Here is a 20324-nt window from a genome sequence, read left to right on the forward strand (position 1 = left end):
ATGGTGTCAATCTTAAGTGTTTGGTACTATCAGTTGTTGATTTTAGCGGTTATATGGATATTAGTTTCTCTTGTAAAAAAGAAAGTCCCAAAGATTCTACCTCAAAAACTCCTGCCAATAGATATAGTGATTTTTTTTATGTTTGTAGGTGCTCATTTTTTAACGCTTAATAAAAGCGGAAATTCTATTGTTCCCTATATTTTGTTGGGAATGGCAGTTTGGGGGATTTTTATGACATTGGTCCATGGTTTTGTAAAAGGAGAGTTAATTTATAGTGCTTTCTTTTTACGTTATTGGCGTTTTGTTGACCTTGCGATCATTATTATTTATTGTGGATTGATTATCTTCAAAATAACGGGTCAGATTTATTAAGGATTTAGTGATACAGTTTTTAAGCAGGTCCAGTTAGAAAGTGGTGTTGAACTACTTTTTAATTGGGCTTTTTTGTTTATCTATGGTACTTGATGATTATTTTTCGACAATTTATTAACTCTAAATTTTAGATAAAAGACAACGCTGGTAAAACATAATTTATGATTATTGATGTCAAAATTTACAAGTAAATAACAAAGGTGGTAATGATGTGTGAAAATGTGGCTTAAAGTGGGGGATTGTGGTAATATCAAGGTGTAGTACTGTCGGAGGAGGTGCATCTTCATGTTTATGGGGGAATATCGACATACGATTGATATCAAGGGACGTCTAATTATTCCTGCAAAATTCCGTGATGATCTCGGAAATAATTTTGTAATGACAAGAGGGATGGATGGTTGTCTATTTGGTTACCCCCAAAAAGAGTGGGAACTTCTCCAGGAAAAATTGCAGAAACTCCCATTAACTAAAAAAGATGCACGGGCTTTTGTTAGATTCTTTTACTCTGCTGCTACTGAATGTGATTTTGACAAACAAGGCAGAGTCAGCATACCTAAGTCACTGCGCGGACATGCGGCGTTAGATAAAAAATGTGTGGTTGTTGGTGTTTCAAATAGATTTGAGATTTGGGCAGAAGATCGTTGGGATGAATTCTCAAAGGAAGTAGAAGTAGATTTTGACGATATTGCAGAGAAAATGATTGATTTTGGATTGTGAGGAAGAACGAGTGGATAAATTTGAACATACAACGGTCCTTCTTCATGAAGCTGTCTCGGGATTGGCTGTGAAGAAAAATGGAGTTTATGTGGACTGTACTTTAGGTGGTGGCGGACACAGTAAACAGATTTTAAATGCACTTTCAGCTAATGGACATTTGTATGCTTTTGATCAAGATCAAACTGCGATTGATTTTAATCAAGGCGAGCTGGCTTTTGCTTTGAAGGAAAAAAAATTAACTTTCATACAAGCTAATTTCCGCGAGTTAAAAAAGCAGCTTTCTCATCATGGAATTGACCGTCTGGATGGGGTTCTTTATGATTTAGGCGTTTCGTCTCCACAGTTTGACAATGCACAGCGTGGTTTTAGCTATCGTTATGATGCACCGTTAGATATGCGTATGAATCAAGCTCAAAGCTTGGATGCCAAACAGATCGTCAATGAGTGGAGTTATGCTGAATTAGTACGTATCTTTTTTCGATATGGTGAAGAAAAATATGCTAAATCAATTGCACGCCATATTGAAAAAAAACGGGAACTTGCGAAAATTGAAACAACTGATCAGCTTGTCGAAATTATTAAAGAAGCAATTCCAGCACGTGCTCGCCGCAAAGGCGGACATCCAGCTAAGCGTGTTTTTCAAGCAGTTCGAATTGCAGTAAACGATGAATTGGGTGCGTTAGAAGAATCATTGTCACAGGCGCTAGACATGCTCAATGTTGGAGGGCGGATAAGTGTGATTACATTTCAGTCACTTGAAGATCGTCTCGTGAAATCAATGTTTAAGGAAAAGAGTCAGATATCTGATCTTCCACCAGGTTTGCCTGTTATTCCTAAGGATCAGCTGCCTTCATATCGTCTTGTTAACAAAAAACCTATTAAACCTCAGCTGGAAGAACTGACAGTCAATCACAGAGCTCATTCTGCTAAGCTGCGGATTATTGAACGAATCGCAATCAAATAAACGAAAGGGTGTGATATGATGCCACAAAATGCGGTAAGAAAATTAGCGGTTCAACCAAAAAAGAGAACAGCTCCAATACATAACACTGAAATAGAGAGACAAACTAGTCATGTTTCGATGTCACACCTTGAAGTAACTGTGCTTATAGTCGCAAGTTTAGTAACGATGGTTTTGATGATAAGCGTGGTTTCTTCAAAAATTGCTTTATCAAAAGCACAGTATAATCTGCAGAATGTTAATCAAAAAATTGCAAACACTCAAAACAAAAATGTTGATAAGAAACAAGAAGTTAGTGAATTGTCGAGTCGCAGTCGCTTAATGGAAGTTGCTAAAAATGCTGGTTTGACGATGAATGAACAAAATATAAGGAATGTTAACAAATGAGTCTAAAAAATAAACGACAGGTAAATAAACGCGAGTGGCAATATAATAGAAAACACTTTGGCATAGGGGTATTTTTTATTGTAGGATTGATATTTGTGATATTTATCAGTCGTTTTTTTTATGTCGGCATTTATAAGCGCGTTGATGGGGTAAATCTTCCTAAAAGGGTTGCACAGCTTTACGCAAGTAAAACAGAAGTAAAGGCACAGCGTGGAACAATTTATGATGCTGATAATCAACCGATCGCTGAGGATACATCGACTTACTCGATTTATATTATTCTTTCTAAAAAAGCAGTTGCTTTCGGAAAAAGAGAATATTTGTCTGATAAAGACAAAAATAAAGCAGCTCGTGTCTTAAGTAAAAATTTACCAATAAGTTATGAAAGGGTGAAGAAAATTCTGAACCCGGTAGATAAGGATACCTACCAAGTTGAACTTAGTAATGCTGGCAAAAATATTTCACTTGAAACTAAGAAAAAAATAGCATCTGCAGGGATAACAGGTATTAATTTTAAAGAATCACAGGCTCGTCTTTATCCGAACGGAGTTTTTGCTTCCCACATTGTTGGAATAGCGGAAAATGAATCTGGAAAAATGGTGGGGGTCATGGGTCTTGAGAAGGCCTTTAACAGTGATTTGACTGGTGTAAATGGAGTCAGAAGTTTCGAAAAAGACGTCCACGGTACTCCTATTCCAGGCAAAAAAATAAAAACACAAAAGGCAAAAGACGGCGACAATGTTTATACGACAATTGACTCCAGACTGCAAACATATTTGGAAACATTATTGACGCAAGCACAAAATAAATATCATCCCGCTTCTACAAATGCAATTTTGATGAATGCGCACACTGGCGAAATTGTTGCTGCCAGTCAGCGGCCAACGTTCAATGCACAAACAAAAGAGGGCATCGATCAGGTTTGGAGAAACACATTGGCAGAAGACAGCTATGAGCCGGGGTCGACGATGAAAGTTCTAACGATGTCTGCGGCTATTGACAGTGGTATATATAATAGCAGCAGCACCTTCAAATCAGGAACATATAAAATTGATGGAAAAACGATTGACGATTGGGATACAAACGGCTGGGGTTATATTACATATCAGGATGCTTTTGTCCGTTCTTCCAACGTTGGAATGGCTCATCTTGAACAGACAATGGGAAGTAAAGTTTGGTTAAAATATATCAAACGTTTTGGATTGTTGAAATCTACAGGTTCTGTTATTCCTAACGAAGCTAGTGGAAGCATTGAATATAAGTATCCAATCGATCAGGCAAATACCGCTTATGGGCAAGGTGTTACAGTTACAGGTCTACAAATGATGCAGGCTTTTTCTGCAATTGCAAATGGTGGTAAAATGGTTAAACCTCAAATTGTTAAAAAAATTGTGAACCCGAACAATGGTAAGGTTATTTTAAAGAACAAGACAGATATCGTTGGACAACCTATCAAAAAAGAAACGGCTAATAAAGTGCTAGAGATGATGCAAGATGTTGTTTATGATAAAAATGGTACTGGCTCAGCATATAAGATTGACGGATACCGCATAGGTGTTAAAACAGGAACAGCACAGATTGGAAATTCCTCAGGGACTGGCTATCTGACAGGCGATACAAATTATATTTTTTCAGTTGTCGGAATGGCACCTGCAACCAATCCTAAATACATTTTATATATCACAATGAAACAACCTTCAACAATGGGAAATGGGACATCTAGCCAAATGCTAGCATCTGTTTTTAATCCTGTCATGAAAAGGGCGTTGGAAGAAGATAAAGAAACGACAACGTCTACCCCGCAGATAAAAGTTGCAGATGTCGTTGGGAAAAGTACAACGGTAGCTAAAATGAAATTAAGCGGGGCGGGACTTTTTGTAACTACTATTGGAAATGGCAACAAAGTTATTGCACAATCCGTTTCTAAAAATAGTGTCTTGTTGTCAGGTGAACGAGTAATCATTTTGACGAATGGTGAAAAGACAATGCCGGATATCAGTGGTTGGTCGCGAAGTGATGTGTTAAAATTATCTAGTCTATTGGGAATAAAATTTAATATCTCGGGAACAGGATATGTGAATTCACAAAGTGTTGCAACAAATAAATCACTTAGCGATGTTGAATCGGTAAATGTACAGTTAAAGTAGGAATGATGAGGTAAAAAATGTTAGCAAGTAGATTAATTAAAAGTTTGAAATTTAAACAAGTGGTACCTGAAAAATACGATGATTTTTTAGTTTCAGCAGTTACACAAGACACACGCGAGATTACTCAAAATAGTATTTTTATCGCAATTTCAGGTTCCCGTATTGATGGACATACACTTGTGAATGAAGCGGTTAAAAAAGGTGCGGCTATGATTGTTGCGCAAAAAAAGGTGGCTTGCGGAGATCGTCCTGTTGTGTATGTTGAAAACACAAACAGAGCGATGGCAATTTTGAGCGACAAGTTTTATGGATCTCCAAGTGAAGCAATGCGAATGATTGGTGTGACAGGCACAAATGGGAAAACAACTGTGACGCATATTATTGAAGAAATTTTTCGCGAACACGGTGAAAAAACTGGGTTAATTGGAACGATGTATCGGCGAATTGGTAAAAAAATTTATCCTACGAAAAATACAACACCTGACATCATCACGTTGCAACGTACTTTGAACGAAATGGTTAAACAAGATGTTTCTTCCGTTGCAATGGAGGTTTCTTCTATTGCACTTGTTCAAGGTCGAGTTTGGGGTATTGATTTTGATATTGCAGTCTTTACTAACTTAACGCGTGATCATTTAGATTATCATAAAACAATGGCTAATTACGCCCATGCTAAAAGTTTGCTATTTTCACAATTGGGTAACGGATATGGAGCTAAAAAAGATTGCAAAGTTGCAATTTTGAATGTTGATGATCCTGTAGGGAGAAAATTGGAAGAAGATACTGCCGCTCATGTTTTAACTTATGGGGTTAAGCATGAAGCAATGATCAGGGCAACGAATATTGTTATTCACAGTCAGGGAACCGATTTTGATTTGAGCGTTTTTGGGAAAAAGCAGCACTTAAAAGTCAAGATGGTTGGTTTATTTAATGTTTACAATATTTTGGCCTCATATGCAGCAGCATATACTGCCGGTTTAGATTCGAAGGAAATTATATCTACTTTAACGTCTTTCAAGGGTGTCAAAGGTAGGTTACAGCTGATTCCGACACCTTTAGGAATTAGTGCAATTGTTGATTACTCACACACACCTGACGGTCTGCTTAATGCTTTAGAGACAATCAATGATTTTGCAAAAAGAAAAGTTTTCTGTGTTATTGGTTGCGGAGGAGATCGTGACCATGGGAAAAGGCCTAAAATGGCTCAAATAGCACTGCAGTATAGTGACTATCCGATTTTTACCTCAGATAATCCACGTTCGGAAGATCCACAAAAAATTATTGAGGATATGCTTCAAGGTATTCCTCAAAATAGTGATGTAAAGGTTATAGTTGATCGTCGAGCAGCTATTGAGTATGCTATCGAAAAAGCTCAGCCTAGTGACATTGTTTTAATTGCTGGGAAAGGCCATGAGGATTATCAAATCATAAACGGAAAGAAAAATCATTTCGATGATGTTGAAGAAGCCGAGCAAGCATTCAAGAAAAGAGGAGCGTTTTAGGCAATGACAGGATTAGAAGTAGTAATGCCAATTATCAGCAGTTTCGTTATTACGGTGATATTTTTGCCAATATTCATTAATTATGCACATAAAAAAAATCAAGGTCAGATGATTCGGGAAGATGGTCCTAAGTGGCATAAAAAAAAGTCTGGAACACCTACAATGGGTGGACTGGTTTTTAATGGTACAATTGTGTTTATCGGAATTTTAATTCCGTTTTTAATGAAGGAATTGACAGCCAGGGTACTTGTTTTGGAATTCATCTTGATATTGTATGGTTTGTTAGGCTTTTGGGATGATTCCATTAAACTTTGGAAGAAGCAAAATGAGGGCTTGAAAGCTTGGCAGAAGCTTCTAGGGCAAATTATAGGCGGAATAGTATTTATGGGAGTATATTTACATGAAGGATTACCGCTTTCACTTAGTTTTTTTGGATATGAAATTCCGCTTGGCTTTTTATATGTTCTTTTTGTTATCTTTTGGTTAGTTGGTTTTTCAAATGCAGTTAATTTGACCGATGGAATTGATGGTTTGGTTGCTGGACAGGCGATCATCGCTTTTGGAACATATGCAATTACTGCGTATGTTCAAAAAGAGGTTGATATTTTAATTTTTTGTTTAACTGTTATTGGAGCTTTACTTGGATTTTTGATATTTAACCATAAGCCTGCCAAAATTTTTATGGGTGACATGGGATCGTTGGCACTTGGTGGGGCGTTAGCGGCAGTATCGATTTTGCTTCATCATGAATTGTCCCTGCTGATTGTTGGTATTATCTTTGTAGTTGAGACTGCCAGTGTTATGTTACAGGTTGGTTCTTTCAAATTAACTGGGAAACGTATTTTCAAGATGAGCCCTATACATCATCACTTCGAACTGTGTGGATGGAGTGAGTGGCGGATTGATTTAACTTTTTGGGCTATCGGGATCATCGCTGGAGCAATTTTTTTGATAACAAGTGTGTAGAATATTAGTCTTAGTTACGATAATTTATAAGGAAGTCTTTGAAAATGAAAGAAATCACAAATTACAAAAATATGCGTATACTCGTAATTGGTTTAGGAAAAAGTGGATTTAATGCAGCTAAACTTTTACATAAATTAGGTGCACAGGTAACAGTTAATGATTTGAAAACTCCGAAAGATGACAAAATTGTTACTGATCTTGAGGATAAAGGAATACAAGTTATTACAGGAAGCCATCCGCTAAGTCTTTTGGATAAGACTGAATTGATTGTTAAGAATCCTGGAATTCCGTATTCGAATGTATTAGTTAGTGCTGCAATAAAACAAAAAATACAAATTATTACCGAACCAGAATTAGCTTATGAAATCCTTGAGGCTCAGATGATTGGTATTACTGGCACAAATGGCAAGACGACTACGACAACAATGATTTCTCTAATGCTTAATCAAGATCGTCAAAAGGGGCATGCTTATGTTGCAGGCAATATTGGCGTTCCCGCTTCTAAGGTCGCCCAAAAGGCTACCTCGGACGATGTTATGGTCAGTGAATTATCAAGTTTTCAGTTGTTGGGGATTACAAAATTACATCCTCATATTGCTGTGCTAACTAATATTTACGAAGCACATACGGATTACCATGGTTCACGTGAAAATTATATTAAAGCTAAAATGCGAATTACGATGAATCAAGATGAAAATGATTTCTTCGTTGTTAACTGGGATTCAGAAGAATGGCAGAATTTAAGCAAACAATCACATGCAAAAGTCATTCCTTTTTCACGTCAAGACAAGATAGAAACTGGTGCATACGAAAAAAATGGCTTTCTTTATTACCGTGACGAAAAAATAATGGCAGCTGAAGATATCAAAGTGCCTGGGTCGCATAATGTTGAAAATGCATTAGCAGCTTTAACAGTCGCTAAATTAATGGGCCAAACTACCGAGAGTATTGTTGAGGTTTTAAAGACCTTTTCTGGAGTTCGCCATCGCACACAATATGTGACAACGGTAAATAACCGTAAATTTTACAATGATTCAAAAGCAACAAACATGGAAGCAACAGAAAAAGCATTATCTGGATTTAAGTCTCCAATTGTGTTGTTGGCAGGTGGGCTTGATCGTGGTTTTACTTTTGAACGTTTAATTCCATATTTTAAAAATGTAAGCAAAATGATAGTTTTTGGTGAGACTGCAGATTTGATGGCAGAGGCAGGGAAAAAGGCTGGAATAAGTGAAATTAAACATTCTAAAAATGTTGTCAGTGCGGTTCCGCTAGCTTACGAAATGAGTCACAAAGGCGATATTATTCTTTTATCACCCGCATGTGCGAGCTGGGATCAGTATCCGACCTTCGAAGTTCGTGGAGATATGTACATTGATGCAATCGAAAAGCTGGTTAAAAAAGTGGAGGAAGAAAAATGAGATTATTAGTTTCAGGCGGGGGTACAGGAGGACATATTTACCCTGCACTGGCTTTGATTGATGCTGTGAAGAAGAGTGAACCTTCTTCTGAAGTTTTATACGTTGGGACACATAAAGGGCTGGAAAACAAAATAGTTCCAGATGCCGGAATACCATTTAAAACTGTTAAAATTCAGGGTTTCAAACGATCGTTGTCATTTGAAAATTTTAAAACGGTGTATTTATTTTTGAAGAGCGTGCATACGGCTAAAAAAATATTGAAAGAGTTTAAACCTGATGTTGTAGTGGGAACAGGTGGATTCGTGTGCGGTGCAGTGGTTTATGCAGCTGCAAGAATGGGAATCCCAACTTTTATTCATGAGCAAAACAGTATAGCTGGCGTTACAAATAAATTTTTGAGCCATTTTGTTGATAAAATTGGGATTTCATTCACAGAGGCTGTTAAAAATTTTCCAGCTTCAAAAGTTGTTTTTACAGGGAATCCGCGTGCTCAACAAGTAGTTGGAATGAAACCCAGCAATCGGCTAAAAGATTACGGTTTATCATCAAATAAAAAAACAGTTTTGATATTTGGAGGTTCACGTGGAGCTAGAAGAATAAATGAGGCAACAATTGAATCTTTCCCTTTTTTGAAAGACAAAAATTATCAAATTTTGTTTGTTACAGGCAGTGTTCATTTTGACAAAATTCAAAAAATGATTGGTAATAAATTGCCTGAAAATGTTGTTGTTGAGCCGTATATACCGGATATGCCTTCAATTCTTCCTGAAATCAGCTGTATTGTCGGACGAGCTGGGGCGACGAGTTTAGCTGAAATAACTGCATTAGGTATACCATCTATTTTGGTTCCAAGTCCTTATGTGACTAACGATCATCAAACACATAATGCCCAAAGCTTGGTAAATGCTCAAGCTGCTGAGATGATCAAAGAAGCTGACTTAAATGGAAAAAGTTTGGCGGAAATCATTAATAAATTGATGTTGAACGACAGACTTCAAAAAGTAATGAGTGAAAATGCAAGGAAAGCAGGAACCACTGATGCGGCAGATAGAATAACCAAAATTCTGTCACAATTGATTGCTGATTCTAATAGATAACAAGCAGTTGAAGAGGGGAGTGTGTGGACTGAGATGAAAAAATTAAAACGTTCTAAGTTTAAATCTCAAGATAACGACCCTCTTACTCCCTGGGAAAAGGCTCAGCAGGAGCGAAAAAAAAAGTTAAAATGGGGTAAATATAAATTTTTTAAAAAGAAAAGAATCGGAAATAAACTGCCTGATTTAGTCAAACAGCGAAAGAGTATTCTTAAAAGGCATTTAGTCTGTAATCTCCTTATTTTTTTCCTGTTAGGATTAGTATCTTTATATTTAGTTCTCCCAATTAGTAAGGTTCAGCAACTCAAAGTTTCTGGTACTGATAGTTTGACAGATGCTGCAGTTATTAAGGCCAGCGGGGTGCGGAAGGGTAATTTGCTTATAAGAGTTATGTTGAACGAAAAAAGCATAAAAGATGAGGTTCGAAAACAAGTCTCCGATGTAAAAAATCTTAAGCTAGTAATTAGTGGGACAACAGTTAATTATAAAGTGAGTGAATCTTCTATTGTTGGATATGTGGCAAAAAAAGGTAAATATTACTCTCTGAATAGCTTAGGAAGGGTATCTAAGATTGCACGTGATCAAGCACAGGGAAATTCTCCGCTTTATTATCAGTTCAAAGACCAGAAAAAATTATCTTCTCTAGCGAAGCAAGTAGCTCGTCTGTCACCTAATTTGCGAAGTGCAATGTCCGAAATTCATTATACACCAACTGACGTCAATGAAGAGAAAATTAAAGTTTATATGAATGATGGAAATGAGGTAGTTGCCACAATTTCGACTTTTGCTAAAAAAATGGCTTATTATCCTGATATTAAATCGAAAAACAACAACAAAATACTTGTTGACTTTGAAGTCGGAGCTTATTCATATCCGCTAAAATAAAAAATAAATGTTGAATATGATTAATTTAGGTATTTCAGACGCGAGAAGTGTATTAATAGGAAACAGTGTGGTAAAATTTAAATAATCAAATTGAGTAATTTCTTACTATAATAATGTTTAATTAAATTTAAGAAAAGGGGGGCTCTATTGATGGAAAATTCTGGAATATATGTTGGACTCGATATTGGTACGACATCGATTAAGGTTATAGTCGCCGAACATATAAAAGGTCAGATGAACATCATCGGGGTGGGGAGTGAACGTTCAGACGGACTGAGTCGCGGAGTGATCGTGGATATTGATCGTGCTGTCAGTGCAATCAAAAAGGCGATTCAGCAAGCTGAACAAAAGGCGAACATCCAGATATCAAAAGTAACAGTCGGAATTCCGGCAAATCTTCTCGAGATCGTCCCTTGTAATGGAATGATTGCTGTCAGTGATGAAGCTGGAAGTTCAAAAGAAATAGATGAGAATGATGTTTATCGCGTAACTGAGGCGGCATTAGTACAAAAGCTTCCCCCTGAACGCGATGTAATTGATATCATACCAGATGAATTTATTGTTGATGGTTTTGATGGTATAAAAGATCCTCGTGGAATGATAGGTGTACGTTTAGAAATGAATGGGGTCGTGTATACAGGTCCCAAGACTGTTTTGCATAATACGATGAAATGTGTGGAAAAAGCTGGACTGAAGGTAGAAGGAACAGTTGTTTCGGCCTTGGCACTTTCAACCATTGTCTTAAGCGATGGTGAGCAAGATTTCGGAGCTGTGATAATTGATATCGGTGGCGGTCAGACAACAGCAGCAGTTGTTCACGATCATAAATTAAAGTATACATACGTTGACCAAGAGGGTGGAATGTTTGTCACAAAGGATATTTCTGTTGTTTTAAACACCTCACTTGAAAATGCAGAAAAGATCAAGCGTAATTATGGTTATGCTGCAAGCAATTTGGCCTCAAAGGATGATGTATTTCCTGTTGAAGTTGTCGGGCAAGTGGATCCAGTTCAAATAAGTGGTGAATATCTGAGTGAAATTATTGAAGCAAGAATGACTCAGATTTTTGAAAAGTTAAGAGATGCGCTTGAAGATATTAGAGCTTTGCAGCTTCCAGGAGGTATCGTACTTACTGGTGGACTTGCTGCACTTCCTGGTATGAAAGAGCTGGCTGAAGATGTTTTTGGTGTGAATGTTAAAGTATTTATACCTCAGCAGATGGGGCTGAGACATCCATCATTTTCACAGGCAATTGGCTTGATTAAATATGTTATGCATCAAGGTGAAATTGAAAAAATTGTAAAAAGCACCATTGCTAGTGGAGACGAACTAGATGCTCTGAAAGAAAATAAAAAAGTCGTAGCACTTAATCCACAGGTTGAAGAAAAAAACACCAAAAAGAAACGTAATGCTGGTAAAAAGAATAATGCTTTTGACGGTGTCAAAAATTTCTTCAACACATTTTTTGATTGATTTATAAATTGGAGGGAAAGCGTAATGGAATTTTCACTAGATGCAAATGAGAATACTGGTGCAACAATTAAAGTGATCGGAGTAGGCGGTGCTGGCGGAAATGCAGTAAATCGAATGATTGCGGATGATGTCAAAGGTGTTGAGTTCATAGTTGCCAACACGGATGTGCAAGCTTTAAAGAGTTCTAATGCTGAAACCAAAATTCAGCTTGGACCGAAACTTACGCGAGGTTTGGGTGCAGGGTCGAATCCCGAAATTGGAAATAAGGCTGCTCAAGAGAGCGAAGAATCAATTGCTGAATCGTTGAAGGGTGCTGATATGATTTTTGTTACTGCCGGTATGGGAGGCGGAACAGGAACAGGTGCAGCACCAATTATTGCGAAAGTGGCAAAAGAACAAGGTGCTTTAACTGTTGGAGTAGTTACGCGTCCATTCAGCTTTGAAGGTCCAAAGCGTGCACGCTATGCTGCTGAAGGTGTTGCACAAATGAAAGAACATGTTGACACCTTGGTTATTATTGCAAATAATCGCCTGCTTGAAATTGTTGACAAAAAAACACCAATGTTAGAAGCATTTAAAGAAGCAGATAATGTTTTACGTCAAGGTGTCCAAGGTATATCTGATTTAATTACCTCACCAGGATATGTCAATCTTGATTTTGCTGATGTTAAAACAGTGATGGAAAATCAAGGTTCTGCTTTGATGGGAATCGGTTCAGCAAATGGTGAAAACAGAACTGCTGAAGCAACGAAAAAAGCTATTTCTTCACCTTTACTTGAAGTTTCAATAGATGGTGCTGAACAAGTTCTTTTGAATATCACTGGTGGGCCTGATTTGAGCCTTTTTGAAGCGCAAGATGCCTCTGATATAGTTGCACAGGCCGCAACGAGTGATGTTAATATTATTTTTGGAACTTCTATTAATGAGGATTTGGAAGATACAGTTGTTGTAACTGTCATTGCAACGGGAATTGATAAGAAGAAAAGAGAGCAGGCTCAAAGACGCGGTCGCTTGAATCCTTTGGCAGACAAGGATACTCGCCCTTCAGGTAGTGAACAAGAAACGAAATCTAATGAGGGAGCGGATCCGTTGAGAGATTGGGATTTGAGACGCGAAATTTCAGGTGAACGAAAAGTTAATCAGAACGAACGTCAAGATGAGTTTCAAGATGTTGAAAAGAAAAAATTTGACATTTTTAAGATGGATACTGCAAAAGAAAAAAACGAAAGTGATGACGATGGTTTGAGTACACCACCATTTTTCCGCCACCGTCGTAAATAGCAAAAAATAAAATTGCGTGATAGGAGGAGTGGAGATGGCTCTTGGTGAGAAGATTGGACGTTTTTTTGGAATGACGGATGAGGACGAAATGTATCATTCAGATGATTTTTATGACAAAAATGATGAAGAATTTGTTGAAACTCCCAAAAATTCAAAAGTCGTTTCGATGCATGCAAGAGGACAAGAAAAAGTGGAGAAAAAGATTGCGTTATTTGAACCAAGAATATATTCTGATGTTAAAGTTATTGCTACTCGTTTATTAAATGACCAAGCAGCAGTTGTTAATTTCCAAAGAATGGATGAGCAGCAAGCACATCGAGTTGTAGACTTTTTGACGGGGACGGTTTTCGCAATTGGAGGAGAAGTTCAACGCATCGGAGAACAGATTTTCTTATGCACACCGCACGGATTTGTTGTTGAGGGAAATGTTGCTGCTGAGTTTTCCGATAATGACTTTTAACTGGTTAAGGGGTTAATTAATTGATTATAACTATTTTTGATCGTTTATTCGAACTATATTCGCTAGCGATTGTGGCTTTTGTGCTGATGTCGTGGTTTCCAGGCGCTTATCAGACAAAGTTGGGACAGTTTCTTGGTCGGATATGTCAACCTTACTTGGGCTTTTTCGAGAGATTTATTCCACCATTTGGAGGAATAAGCTTTTCACCGATCGTTGCCCTGATCGCATTACAATTTATCAAGTATGGTTTTGATGTCGTTCTGGTTTTGCTGTTAAATCTTTTTACAATGTTTTTTTAAGTGGGATGTATAATGAGTGAAAATAGCATTTATCAACATTTTAGAAAAGATGAAGCTGTTGTTATCGATGATATTCATGATACGCTTGAAAGGGTTAGAAATGAGTACCGTCCGATTTTAACTCATTTTTTTAATCCGCGTGAGCAGTTGATTGCTTCAACTTTATTGAAAGACGATGACCAAATCAAGATGAAAAGTTTTGGTCTTATACCAAATGCGGAGAGAAAAAGAATTTTGTTTTATCCAGAGTATTATGATCCGGTACTATCTGATTTCGAAGTTTCATTGATGGAGATAAACTATCCAACTAAATTTGCTGAATTACGACACAGTCAGGTTTTGGGGACATTGATGAATATTGGGATTAAACGTGATGTTATTGGTGATATAATAACTGATGGTGAGAAGTGGCAGATTGTTGCTGATGCTCAAATGGTAGATTACATCCGACTGCAAGTTGATCATATTGGTCGCATAAAAGTTAAGATGATACCTGCTTCCAGTGAACAGCTTGTTTCATCGCGAGATGAATGGACAGACTTGCAAGTTTCTGTGAGTTCTTTGCGAATTGATGTTTTGGTTGCAGGTGTTTATAATCTTTCGCGCAAGCATGTGAAAGATTTGCTGAAATCACAGAAGGTGCATTTGAATTGGATGTTGGTTGAAAAACCGGATTTGGAGCTGGGAGTAAAGGACATTATTTCTGTTAGAGGTCATGGTCGGTTTAGGATCGATGATGTACATGGTGTTTCTAAAAGAGGTAAGATAAGGTTGAGTGTTTCTGTTTTAGAAAATTAATACATAATTGGAGGTGTTGGGGATATGACATTGACCCCATTGGATATTCATAACAAAGAATTTCGTGTTAAATTGCGTGGGTATGATCAAGATGAAGTTAATGATTTTTTAGATCAAATCATTAAAGATTACGAACTTAACTTGAAAGAAAATGAGCATTTAGCGGAAGGCCTCAAACAAGGTGAAGAAAAACTTAAGTATTTTAACGACTTGAAGGATTCTTTGAACCAGTCAATTATTGTTGCTCAAGAGGCAGCTGACAAGGTTAAAGCAAATGCACAACGTGAAGCAGAAATTATTAACCATGAGGCTCAGAAACAAGCTCAGGATATAGTTGACCAAGCTAATGATAAGGCACGTCATATTGTTGATGATGCTTCTCAAAAGGCTAAACGTCTGACCGTTGAAACTGATGATCTTAAGAAACAAGCTCGCATCTTTAGACAAAAACTTCAGGTTATGATGGAATCACAATTGGAGGTCGTTAGGAGCAGTGAATGGGATGAGATCCTTAAGCAGGGCGATACAAGTAATTATGAGGCTATTCAAGACGCGATTCGCCGAAATGAGGACCTTGACAAACAGGCTGCAAAGGAAGTACAATCAGTCTCAAACAATGTTTCAAGTGAAGCAACTGATAATGGAAACATGGATCAAAAGAAGGCCGTTGTAATTTTCCCAGAGGAAGATGAAGATAACGGACAACATTTTGATGAAAATACTAATGTTAGTGAAAATAAGTAAATTTGAAAGAACAGTTCCTAGTAGAAAAAATCTTAGCGAGTTGACGATTTGGTGGAAGGTCAATGATTAAATTCTAGTTGGATATCATCTTTCTGAATTGTTGGACTGAATTTAGTAAGTTTAGCCGGTTCATGACCGTTATTTAATGTTTAAGTTGAACTGGTAATGTTTGTGTTACTGGTTCTGAACTTGGGTGGTACCACGAAGATTTCGTCCCTTGGATGAAGTCTTTTTTTATATTTAAAAAAGGAGAGAAAAAAATGAGAGTTAAAGATACGCTTAACCTAGGAAAAACAAAATTTCCAATGCGCGGTAACTTGCCTGTTCGTGAAGGTGAACGTCAAAAAGAATGGGAAGAAAATAAGGTTTATGAACGCCGCCAAAAATTGAATGAAGGAAAACCAAGTTTTATTTTGCATGATGGACCTCCATATGCAAATGGAAATATCCATATGGGGCATGCTTTGAACAAAATTACTAAAGATATTATTGTCCGCTCAAAATCGATGATGGGATTTCGTTCACCATACGTTCCAGGATGGGACACACATGGTTTACCAATAGAGCAGCAATTAAAAAAAGCTGGTGTTGATCGCAAAGCGCTGTCTGTTGCTGATTTTCGCGAAAAATGTCGTGAATATGCCTTAGAACAAGTTGACAAACAGCGTGCTGATTTTAAACGGTTGGGAGTTGCTGGAGAGTGGGATAATCCTTATGTAACACTTGACCCGACTTTTGAAGCGCAAGAGATTAGAGTGTTCGGTAAGATGGCAGAAGCTGGATTGATTTACAAAGGTAAAAAACCTGTCTTTTGGTCATGGTCATCCGAATCAGCTCTTGCAGAAGCAGAAGTTGAGTATCATGATGTTACTTCACCATCTGCTTTTTACGGTGAGAAAGTTGTTGATGGTAAAGGTGTACTAAATGAAAACAATACTTACATGGTTGTTTGGACAACAACACCATGGACAATACCTGCTTCTGAAGGAATTACTGTCGATAAGGATTTTGATTATTCAGTTGTTAAGCCAAAAGACGATGAACGGAACTTCGTCTTGGCAACAGATTTAGTGGATGAGAATGCGGAACGCTTTGGCTGGGATGAATATGAGGTAGTTAAAACACTTAAGGGTGCTGATCTTGAAAACATTCTGACTGTGCATCCGTTTTATCCAGAACGTAAATTAGTTACTATGCTGGGTGACTTTGTCACACTGGATGCAGGTACTGGTTTGGTCCATACAGCTCCTGGTTTTGGTGAAGATGACTTTAATGTCGGAAAACAGTATGGTCTTGATATTTACGTTCCTGTTGATGACAAAGGTTATTTGACCGAGGATACAGGCGAAGATTTTGCTGGGGTGTTCTATGAGGATGCCAATCAAATTGCTTTGGACAAGTTAAAAGAAGCTGGCTTACTACTAAAATATGTTCCCTACGAGCACAGCTATCCATTCGATTGGCGCACAAAGAAACCTATAATTTTTCGTGCTACGCCGCAATGGTTTGCTTCTGTCGATAAAATTCGCACAAATATTTTGGATGCAATCGATAAAGTTAAATTTTTCCCAAGCTGGGGACAAAAAAGACTGCACAATATGATTCGTGACCGCGGCGATTGGGTCATTTCGCGTCAGCGTGTTTGGGGTGTCCCGTTGCCAATTTTCTACGGTGAAGATGGAGAAGCAATTATTACATCAGAAACGGTTCAACATGTTGCAGATTTAGTAGAAAAACATGGATCAAATATTTGGTTCCAACGTGAAGCGAAGGATCTTCTGCCAGAAGGGTTCACAAGCGAACATTCTCCAAATGGCAAGTTTACTAAAGAAACTGATATTATGGATGTCTGGTTTGATTCTGGTTCATCTCATCAAGGTGTACTGGCTCAACGGGATTATCTGACTTACCCAAGTGATATGTACCTTGAAGGTTCTGATCAATATCGTGGCTGGTTTAATTCAAGCTTGATTACAAGTGTTGCTGTTTCAGGTGAGGCGCCTTACAAACAAATTCTTTCTCAAGGATTTACGCTCGATGGTCAAGGAAGAAAAATGAGTAAATCGCTTGGCAACACAATTGTTCCAGCCAAAGTTATTAAGCAAATGGGAGCAGAAATTATTCGTCTTTGGGTTCTTAGCGTTGATTCTTCAGCGGATGTCAGGGTTTCAATGGATAGTTTCAAACAGATTTCTGAAGCATACCGCAAGATTCGTAATACAGTTCGTTTCTTACTTGCCAACACAACTGATTTTGATCCTAGAAAAGATGCTGTTGCGTTTAATGACATGGAATCAGTCGATAAGTATATGGAAGTTTTGATTAACAAATTCACTAAAGAAATTCTTGATGCTTATGCAAACTATGACTTTATGGGAATCTATAAAAAACTATTGAACTTTGTAACTGCTGATTTATCTGCATTTTATCTAGACGTTGCAAAAGATGTTGTTTATATTGAAAAAGAAGATAGTCACAAACGTAGATCTATGCAAACTGTGTTGTACGATGTTGCTCTACGCTTAACTAAATTATTAACACCTGTACTTCCGCATACAACAGAAGAAATCTGGAAATATTTGAAAGAACAGGAAGATTATGTTCAATTGGCTGAAATGCCGGAAGTAACTCACTTTAATAATGAAGCTAAGTTGCTTGAAGAATGGGATAAATTCATGGATGTACGTTCAGATGTTTTCAAGTCACTTGAAAATGCACGTAATAAGAAATTGATTGGGAAGTCATTCGAAGCACATGTTACGCTCTATGTTGAAAAAGATCTCAAGCAAGAATTAGAGAATTTGAACACAGATGTTCGCCAAAACTTGATTGTTTCAGCTCTAGATGTCAAAGACTTGGCAGAGGCTCCTAGTGATGCGGATCATTACAACGATCTCTGTGTTGTGGTTGAACATGCTGAAGGTACTGTGTGTCCTCGTTGCCGTATGGTTAAGAAAGATGTTGGTCAAGACAAAGATTTGCCACAGCTTTGTGTGAGCTGTGCAGCCTTGATAAAGGAAGCATATCCAGAGGCATTGAGCGAAGGTTTAGAAGATTAAAACCTTGAATTAGTTTTTCGAATATATGGAATTGAAAAAAGAAAAATAAGAGGGATGGAGATGGATTTTTCTCCGTTCCTCTTATTTGTGTATTTTTGCTGATAAGAAAATAAAGTGGAAAGTCAATTGCAAAAATTTACTAGTAGGAAAATTTGTTCGAAATTTGTTATTATATAGTATATGATATATCCGAGTAAATAAATGGGGGTCGAAAAAATGCAAATGTTAAAAGTGCATGGATCAAATAATGATTTTTTTATTCTTGATGAAAAAAATTTAGAAAACAGTATTACAGAAAATGAGCTGAGCGCGTTGGCTAGAGTTGTTTGTGATCGTCAGAATGGACTGCATGGCGGGGCTGATGGCATTTTGTTTGTTACCGCGGGACATTCTGGGGTAGCCGGAAGAATGCGTGTTATTAATGCAGATGGCAGTGAAGCAAGTATGTGTGGCAATGGAATTAGAACTGTTGCACGATACTTGAATGAGAAAAATGGACTAAATGAATTTAAAGTTGAAACAATGTATGCGGATCTAGAAGTGAAAAAGTCAGAAAATTTTGCACCAAGTGTACCAGCTTATGATGCAGAAATTTCGCCTGTTAGTTTTTCAGCAACTGATTTAAAAATGAATGTCGAAAATAAAACGAAGCTTATTGATGACTACATTCCACAATTGTCAAAAACAATAAAATTTTCAGCGGTTGCAGTTCCTAATCCACATTTGATTGCTTTTGTTTCACATGATGTTTTAGTTGGTTCTGAATTGGGAAGAATTGCTTCTTACTTAAACAATGGTAAGAATCCTATTTTCCCTGACGGAGTAAATGTCAGTTTTGTACAGATTCAAAAACCAAAACAAATTTTTGTTAGAACATATGAACGAGGAGTTGGATACACAAATGCTTGTGGGACAGCGATGTCTGCTTCCAGTCTAATATATGTTTTGCTGCATCCAGAGCAGGCTGAGACAGGACAGTTAATCTCTGTTTTCAATCCTGGTGGAATGGTCAAGACTTGTGTACACCAGCGCGAAGATGGCTCTTATTGGATGTCCTTGATAGGAAACGCGACCTTTGTTGCAGAAGTTACAGTCGACCAGAGTGCAGCATTCAAAGGTGATTTTAAAGAAGCTGTTTGGAATGAAACTAACGAACAAGATGCCTATGAAGAGTTTGCAGCTCAAGTTCAAGGAGGCAGTCGTTAATGAAACTAGAAGAGAAAACAGTGAGAACGGAACATATTTTTAAGGGTAAAGTCATTGATTTGGATGTTGAAACTGTTATCTTACCAGATGGAAAGAAAGCTACAAGAGAGATTGTGCGTCATCATGGTGCAGTAGGCATAATTTGTATAACTGCGGATGAAAAAATGATCTTGGTTAAACAATGGCGACAGCCCCTAAAAAAAGCGGTATTTGAGATTCCCGCAGGGAAAATTGATCCGGGCGAAGATCCTCTGACTACGGCTGCACGAGAGCTAAATGAAGAAGTGCGCCTGAGTGCACAAAATTTTAAGTACGTAGCAAGTTTTTATACTTCTCCTGGTTTTGCGGATGAAAAAATGTTTTTATATCATGCTCAGGGAATGACCACTGTAGAAAAAAAATTAGCACGAGATGACGGTGAATTTTTAAATATTTTTGAATTGTCAATGGAAGAAGTTGACGAAGAATTAAAAAAAGGTATGATTTGTGACAGCAAGACGCTTATGGCCATCTGGTATTGGAAAATGAATCGAATAAAGGAGCAATAATATA

The 20324-nt window shown here is 37.5% G+C and carries 19 protein-coding genes; all 19 read left to right on the top strand.

What is annotated here, in order from left to right; translation table 11 throughout:
• The 19 genes from FD20_RS02510 to FD20_RS02600 all read left to right on the top strand — a co-directional run bounded on the left by FD20_RS02510 (nt 1) and on the right by FD20_RS02600 (nt 20320).
• Entirely contained in the window at nt 1-372 is a 372-nt protein-coding gene (locus tag FD20_RS02510; RefSeq protein WP_057736011.1) for a DUF3397 family protein, read from the top strand.
• A gap of 285 nt (nt 373-657) precedes the next feature.
• Nucleotides 658-1089 carry a division/cell wall cluster transcriptional repressor MraZ gene (gene mraZ, locus FD20_RS02515; protein WP_057736012.1) on the top strand — a complete coding sequence of 144 codons (432 nt, stop codon included), beginning with the start codon at nt 658-660 and terminating at the stop codon, nt 1087-1089.
• 10 nt (nt 1090-1099) lie between these two features.
• Complete coding sequence (gene rsmH / locus FD20_RS02520; RefSeq protein ID WP_057736013.1) at nt 1100-2053, top strand: 16S rRNA (cytosine(1402)-N(4))-methyltransferase RsmH; 954 nt, start codon at nt 1100-1102, stop codon at nt 2051-2053.
• Nucleotides 2054-2071: 18 nt separating this feature from the next.
• Complete coding sequence (gene ftsL / locus FD20_RS02525) at nt 2072-2437, top strand: cell division protein FtsL (protein WP_057736014.1); 366 nt, start codon at nt 2072-2074, stop codon at nt 2435-2437.
• Nucleotides 2434-4584: a penicillin-binding transpeptidase domain-containing protein gene (locus FD20_RS02530; protein WP_057736015.1), complete on the top strand. Its 2151-nt coding sequence runs from the start codon at nt 2434-2436 to the stop codon at nt 4582-4584. The genes ftsL and FD20_RS02530 overlap by 4 nt, the downstream gene beginning before the upstream one ends.
• A 17-nt stretch (nt 4585-4601) precedes the next feature.
• Nucleotides 4602-6086, top strand: a complete 1485-nt coding sequence (locus FD20_RS02535) for a UDP-N-acetylmuramoyl-L-alanyl-D-glutamate--2,6-diaminopimelate ligase (protein ID WP_057736016.1) — start codon at nt 4602-4604, stop codon at nt 6084-6086.
• Nucleotides 6087-6089: 3 nt separating this feature from the next.
• Nucleotides 6090-7052, top strand: a complete 963-nt coding sequence (gene mraY, locus FD20_RS02540) for a phospho-N-acetylmuramoyl-pentapeptide-transferase (protein WP_057736017.1) — start codon at nt 6090-6092, stop codon at nt 7050-7052.
• 44 nt (nt 7053-7096) lie between these two features.
• Nucleotides 7097-8473: a UDP-N-acetylmuramoyl-L-alanine--D-glutamate ligase gene (gene murD, locus FD20_RS02545; protein WP_057736018.1), complete on the top strand. Its 1377-nt coding sequence runs from the start codon at nt 7097-7099 to the stop codon at nt 8471-8473.
• Nucleotides 8470-9570: an undecaprenyldiphospho-muramoylpentapeptide beta-N-acetylglucosaminyltransferase gene (murG, locus tag FD20_RS02550; protein WP_057736019.1), complete on the top strand. Its 1101-nt coding sequence runs from the start codon at nt 8470-8472 to the stop codon at nt 9568-9570. Before murD ends, murG begins: the two co-directional genes overlap by 4 nt.
• Before the next feature lie 33 nt (nt 9571-9603).
• Complete coding sequence (locus FD20_RS02555) at nt 9604-10452, top strand: cell division protein FtsQ/DivIB (protein ID WP_157060825.1); 849 nt, start codon at nt 9604-9606, stop codon at nt 10450-10452.
• A 150-nt stretch (nt 10453-10602) separates the two neighbouring features.
• Nucleotides 10603-11925, top strand: coding sequence for a cell division protein FtsA (gene ftsA, locus FD20_RS02560; RefSeq protein WP_057736021.1), 1323 nt, complete (start codon nt 10603-10605; stop codon nt 11923-11925).
• A 24-nt stretch (nt 11926-11949) separates the two neighbouring features.
• Entirely contained in the window at nt 11950-13206 is a 1257-nt protein-coding gene (gene ftsZ, locus FD20_RS02565) for a cell division protein FtsZ (RefSeq protein ID WP_057736022.1), read from the top strand.
• Nucleotides 13207-13240: 34 nt separating this feature from the next.
• On the top strand, nt 13241-13666 hold the full coding sequence (locus FD20_RS02570; RefSeq protein WP_057736023.1) for a cell division protein SepF: 426 nt from the start codon (nt 13241-13243) through the stop codon (nt 13664-13666).
• Nucleotides 13667-13686: 20 nt separating this feature from the next.
• Entirely contained in the window at nt 13687-13965 is a 279-nt protein-coding gene (locus FD20_RS02575) for a YggT family protein (protein WP_057736024.1), read from the top strand.
• A 12-nt stretch (nt 13966-13977) separates the two neighbouring features.
• Nucleotides 13978-14763, top strand: coding sequence for a YlmH family RNA-binding protein (locus FD20_RS02580; RefSeq protein ID WP_057736025.1), 786 nt, complete (start codon nt 13978-13980; stop codon nt 14761-14763).
• A gap of 24 nt (nt 14764-14787) precedes the next feature.
• Nucleotides 14788-15507, top strand: a complete 720-nt coding sequence (locus FD20_RS02585; protein ID WP_057736026.1) for a DivIVA domain-containing protein — start codon at nt 14788-14790, stop codon at nt 15505-15507.
• A 260-nt stretch (nt 15508-15767) separates the two neighbouring features.
• A complete protein-coding gene (gene ileS / locus FD20_RS02590) occupies nt 15768-18566 on the top strand; it encodes an isoleucine--tRNA ligase (RefSeq protein WP_057736027.1) in 2799 nt (932 codons plus the stop codon).
• 216 nt (nt 18567-18782) lie between these two features.
• On the top strand, nt 18783-19772 hold the full coding sequence (dapF, locus tag FD20_RS02595) for a diaminopimelate epimerase (protein ID WP_057736028.1): 990 nt from the start codon (nt 18783-18785) through the stop codon (nt 19770-19772).
• The gene (locus tag FD20_RS02600) at nt 19772-20320 is read left to right on the top strand and encodes an NUDIX hydrolase (protein ID WP_057736029.1); all 549 of its coding nucleotides are present in this window, start codon (nt 19772-19774) and stop codon (nt 20318-20320) included. The genes dapF and FD20_RS02600 overlap by 1 nt, the downstream gene beginning before the upstream one ends.
• Nucleotides 20321-20324: the final 4 nt, after the last annotated feature.

Origin of the sequence: Liquorilactobacillus uvarum DSM 19971, from assembly GCF_001434935.1 — a bacterium.
Lineage (GTDB): Bacteria > Bacillota > Bacilli > Lactobacillales > Lactobacillaceae > Liquorilactobacillus > Liquorilactobacillus uvarum.

Coding starts and splice junctions, on each gene's coding strand:
- ftsA (WP_057736021.1), top strand. CDS start 10,603: ATGGAAAATTCTGGAATATATGTTGGACTCGATATTGGTACGACATCG.
- FD20_RS02570 (WP_057736023.1), top strand. CDS start 13,241: ATGGCTCTTGGTGAGAAGATTGGACGTTTTTTTGGAATGACGGATGAG.
- ftsL (WP_057736014.1), top strand. CDS start 2,072: ATGCCACAAAATGCGGTAAGAAAATTAGCGGTTCAACCAAAAAAGAGA.
- FD20_RS02510 (WP_057736011.1), top strand. CDS start 1: ATGGTGTCAATCTTAAGTGTTTGGTACTATCAGTTGTTGATTTTAGCG.
- ftsZ (WP_057736022.1), top strand. CDS start 11,950: ATGGAATTTTCACTAGATGCAAATGAGAATACTGGTGCAACAATTAAA.
- FD20_RS02555 (WP_157060825.1), top strand. CDS start 9,604: ATGAAAAAATTAAAACGTTCTAAGTTTAAATCTCAAGATAACGACCCT.
- FD20_RS02580 (WP_057736025.1), top strand. CDS start 13,978: ATGAGTGAAAATAGCATTTATCAACATTTTAGAAAAGATGAAGCTGTT.
- murD (WP_057736018.1), top strand. CDS start 7,097: ATGAAAGAAATCACAAATTACAAAAATATGCGTATACTCGTAATTGGT.
- ileS (WP_057736027.1), top strand. CDS start 15,768: ATGAGAGTTAAAGATACGCTTAACCTAGGAAAAACAAAATTTCCAATG.
- murG (WP_057736019.1), top strand. CDS start 8,470: ATGAGATTATTAGTTTCAGGCGGGGGTACAGGAGGACATATTTACCCT.
- dapF (WP_057736028.1), top strand. CDS start 18,783: ATGCAAATGTTAAAAGTGCATGGATCAAATAATGATTTTTTTATTCTT.
- FD20_RS02535 (WP_057736016.1), top strand. CDS start 4,602: ATGTTAGCAAGTAGATTAATTAAAAGTTTGAAATTTAAACAAGTGGTA.
- FD20_RS02585 (WP_057736026.1), top strand. CDS start 14,788: ATGACATTGACCCCATTGGATATTCATAACAAAGAATTTCGTGTTAAA.
- mraY (WP_057736017.1), top strand. CDS start 6,090: ATGACAGGATTAGAAGTAGTAATGCCAATTATCAGCAGTTTCGTTATT.
- FD20_RS02530 (WP_057736015.1), top strand. CDS start 2,434: ATGAGTCTAAAAAATAAACGACAGGTAAATAAACGCGAGTGGCAATAT.
- FD20_RS02600 (WP_057736029.1), top strand. CDS start 19,772: ATGAAACTAGAAGAGAAAACAGTGAGAACGGAACATATTTTTAAGGGT.
- mraZ (WP_057736012.1), top strand. CDS start 658: ATGTTTATGGGGGAATATCGACATACGATTGATATCAAGGGACGTCTA.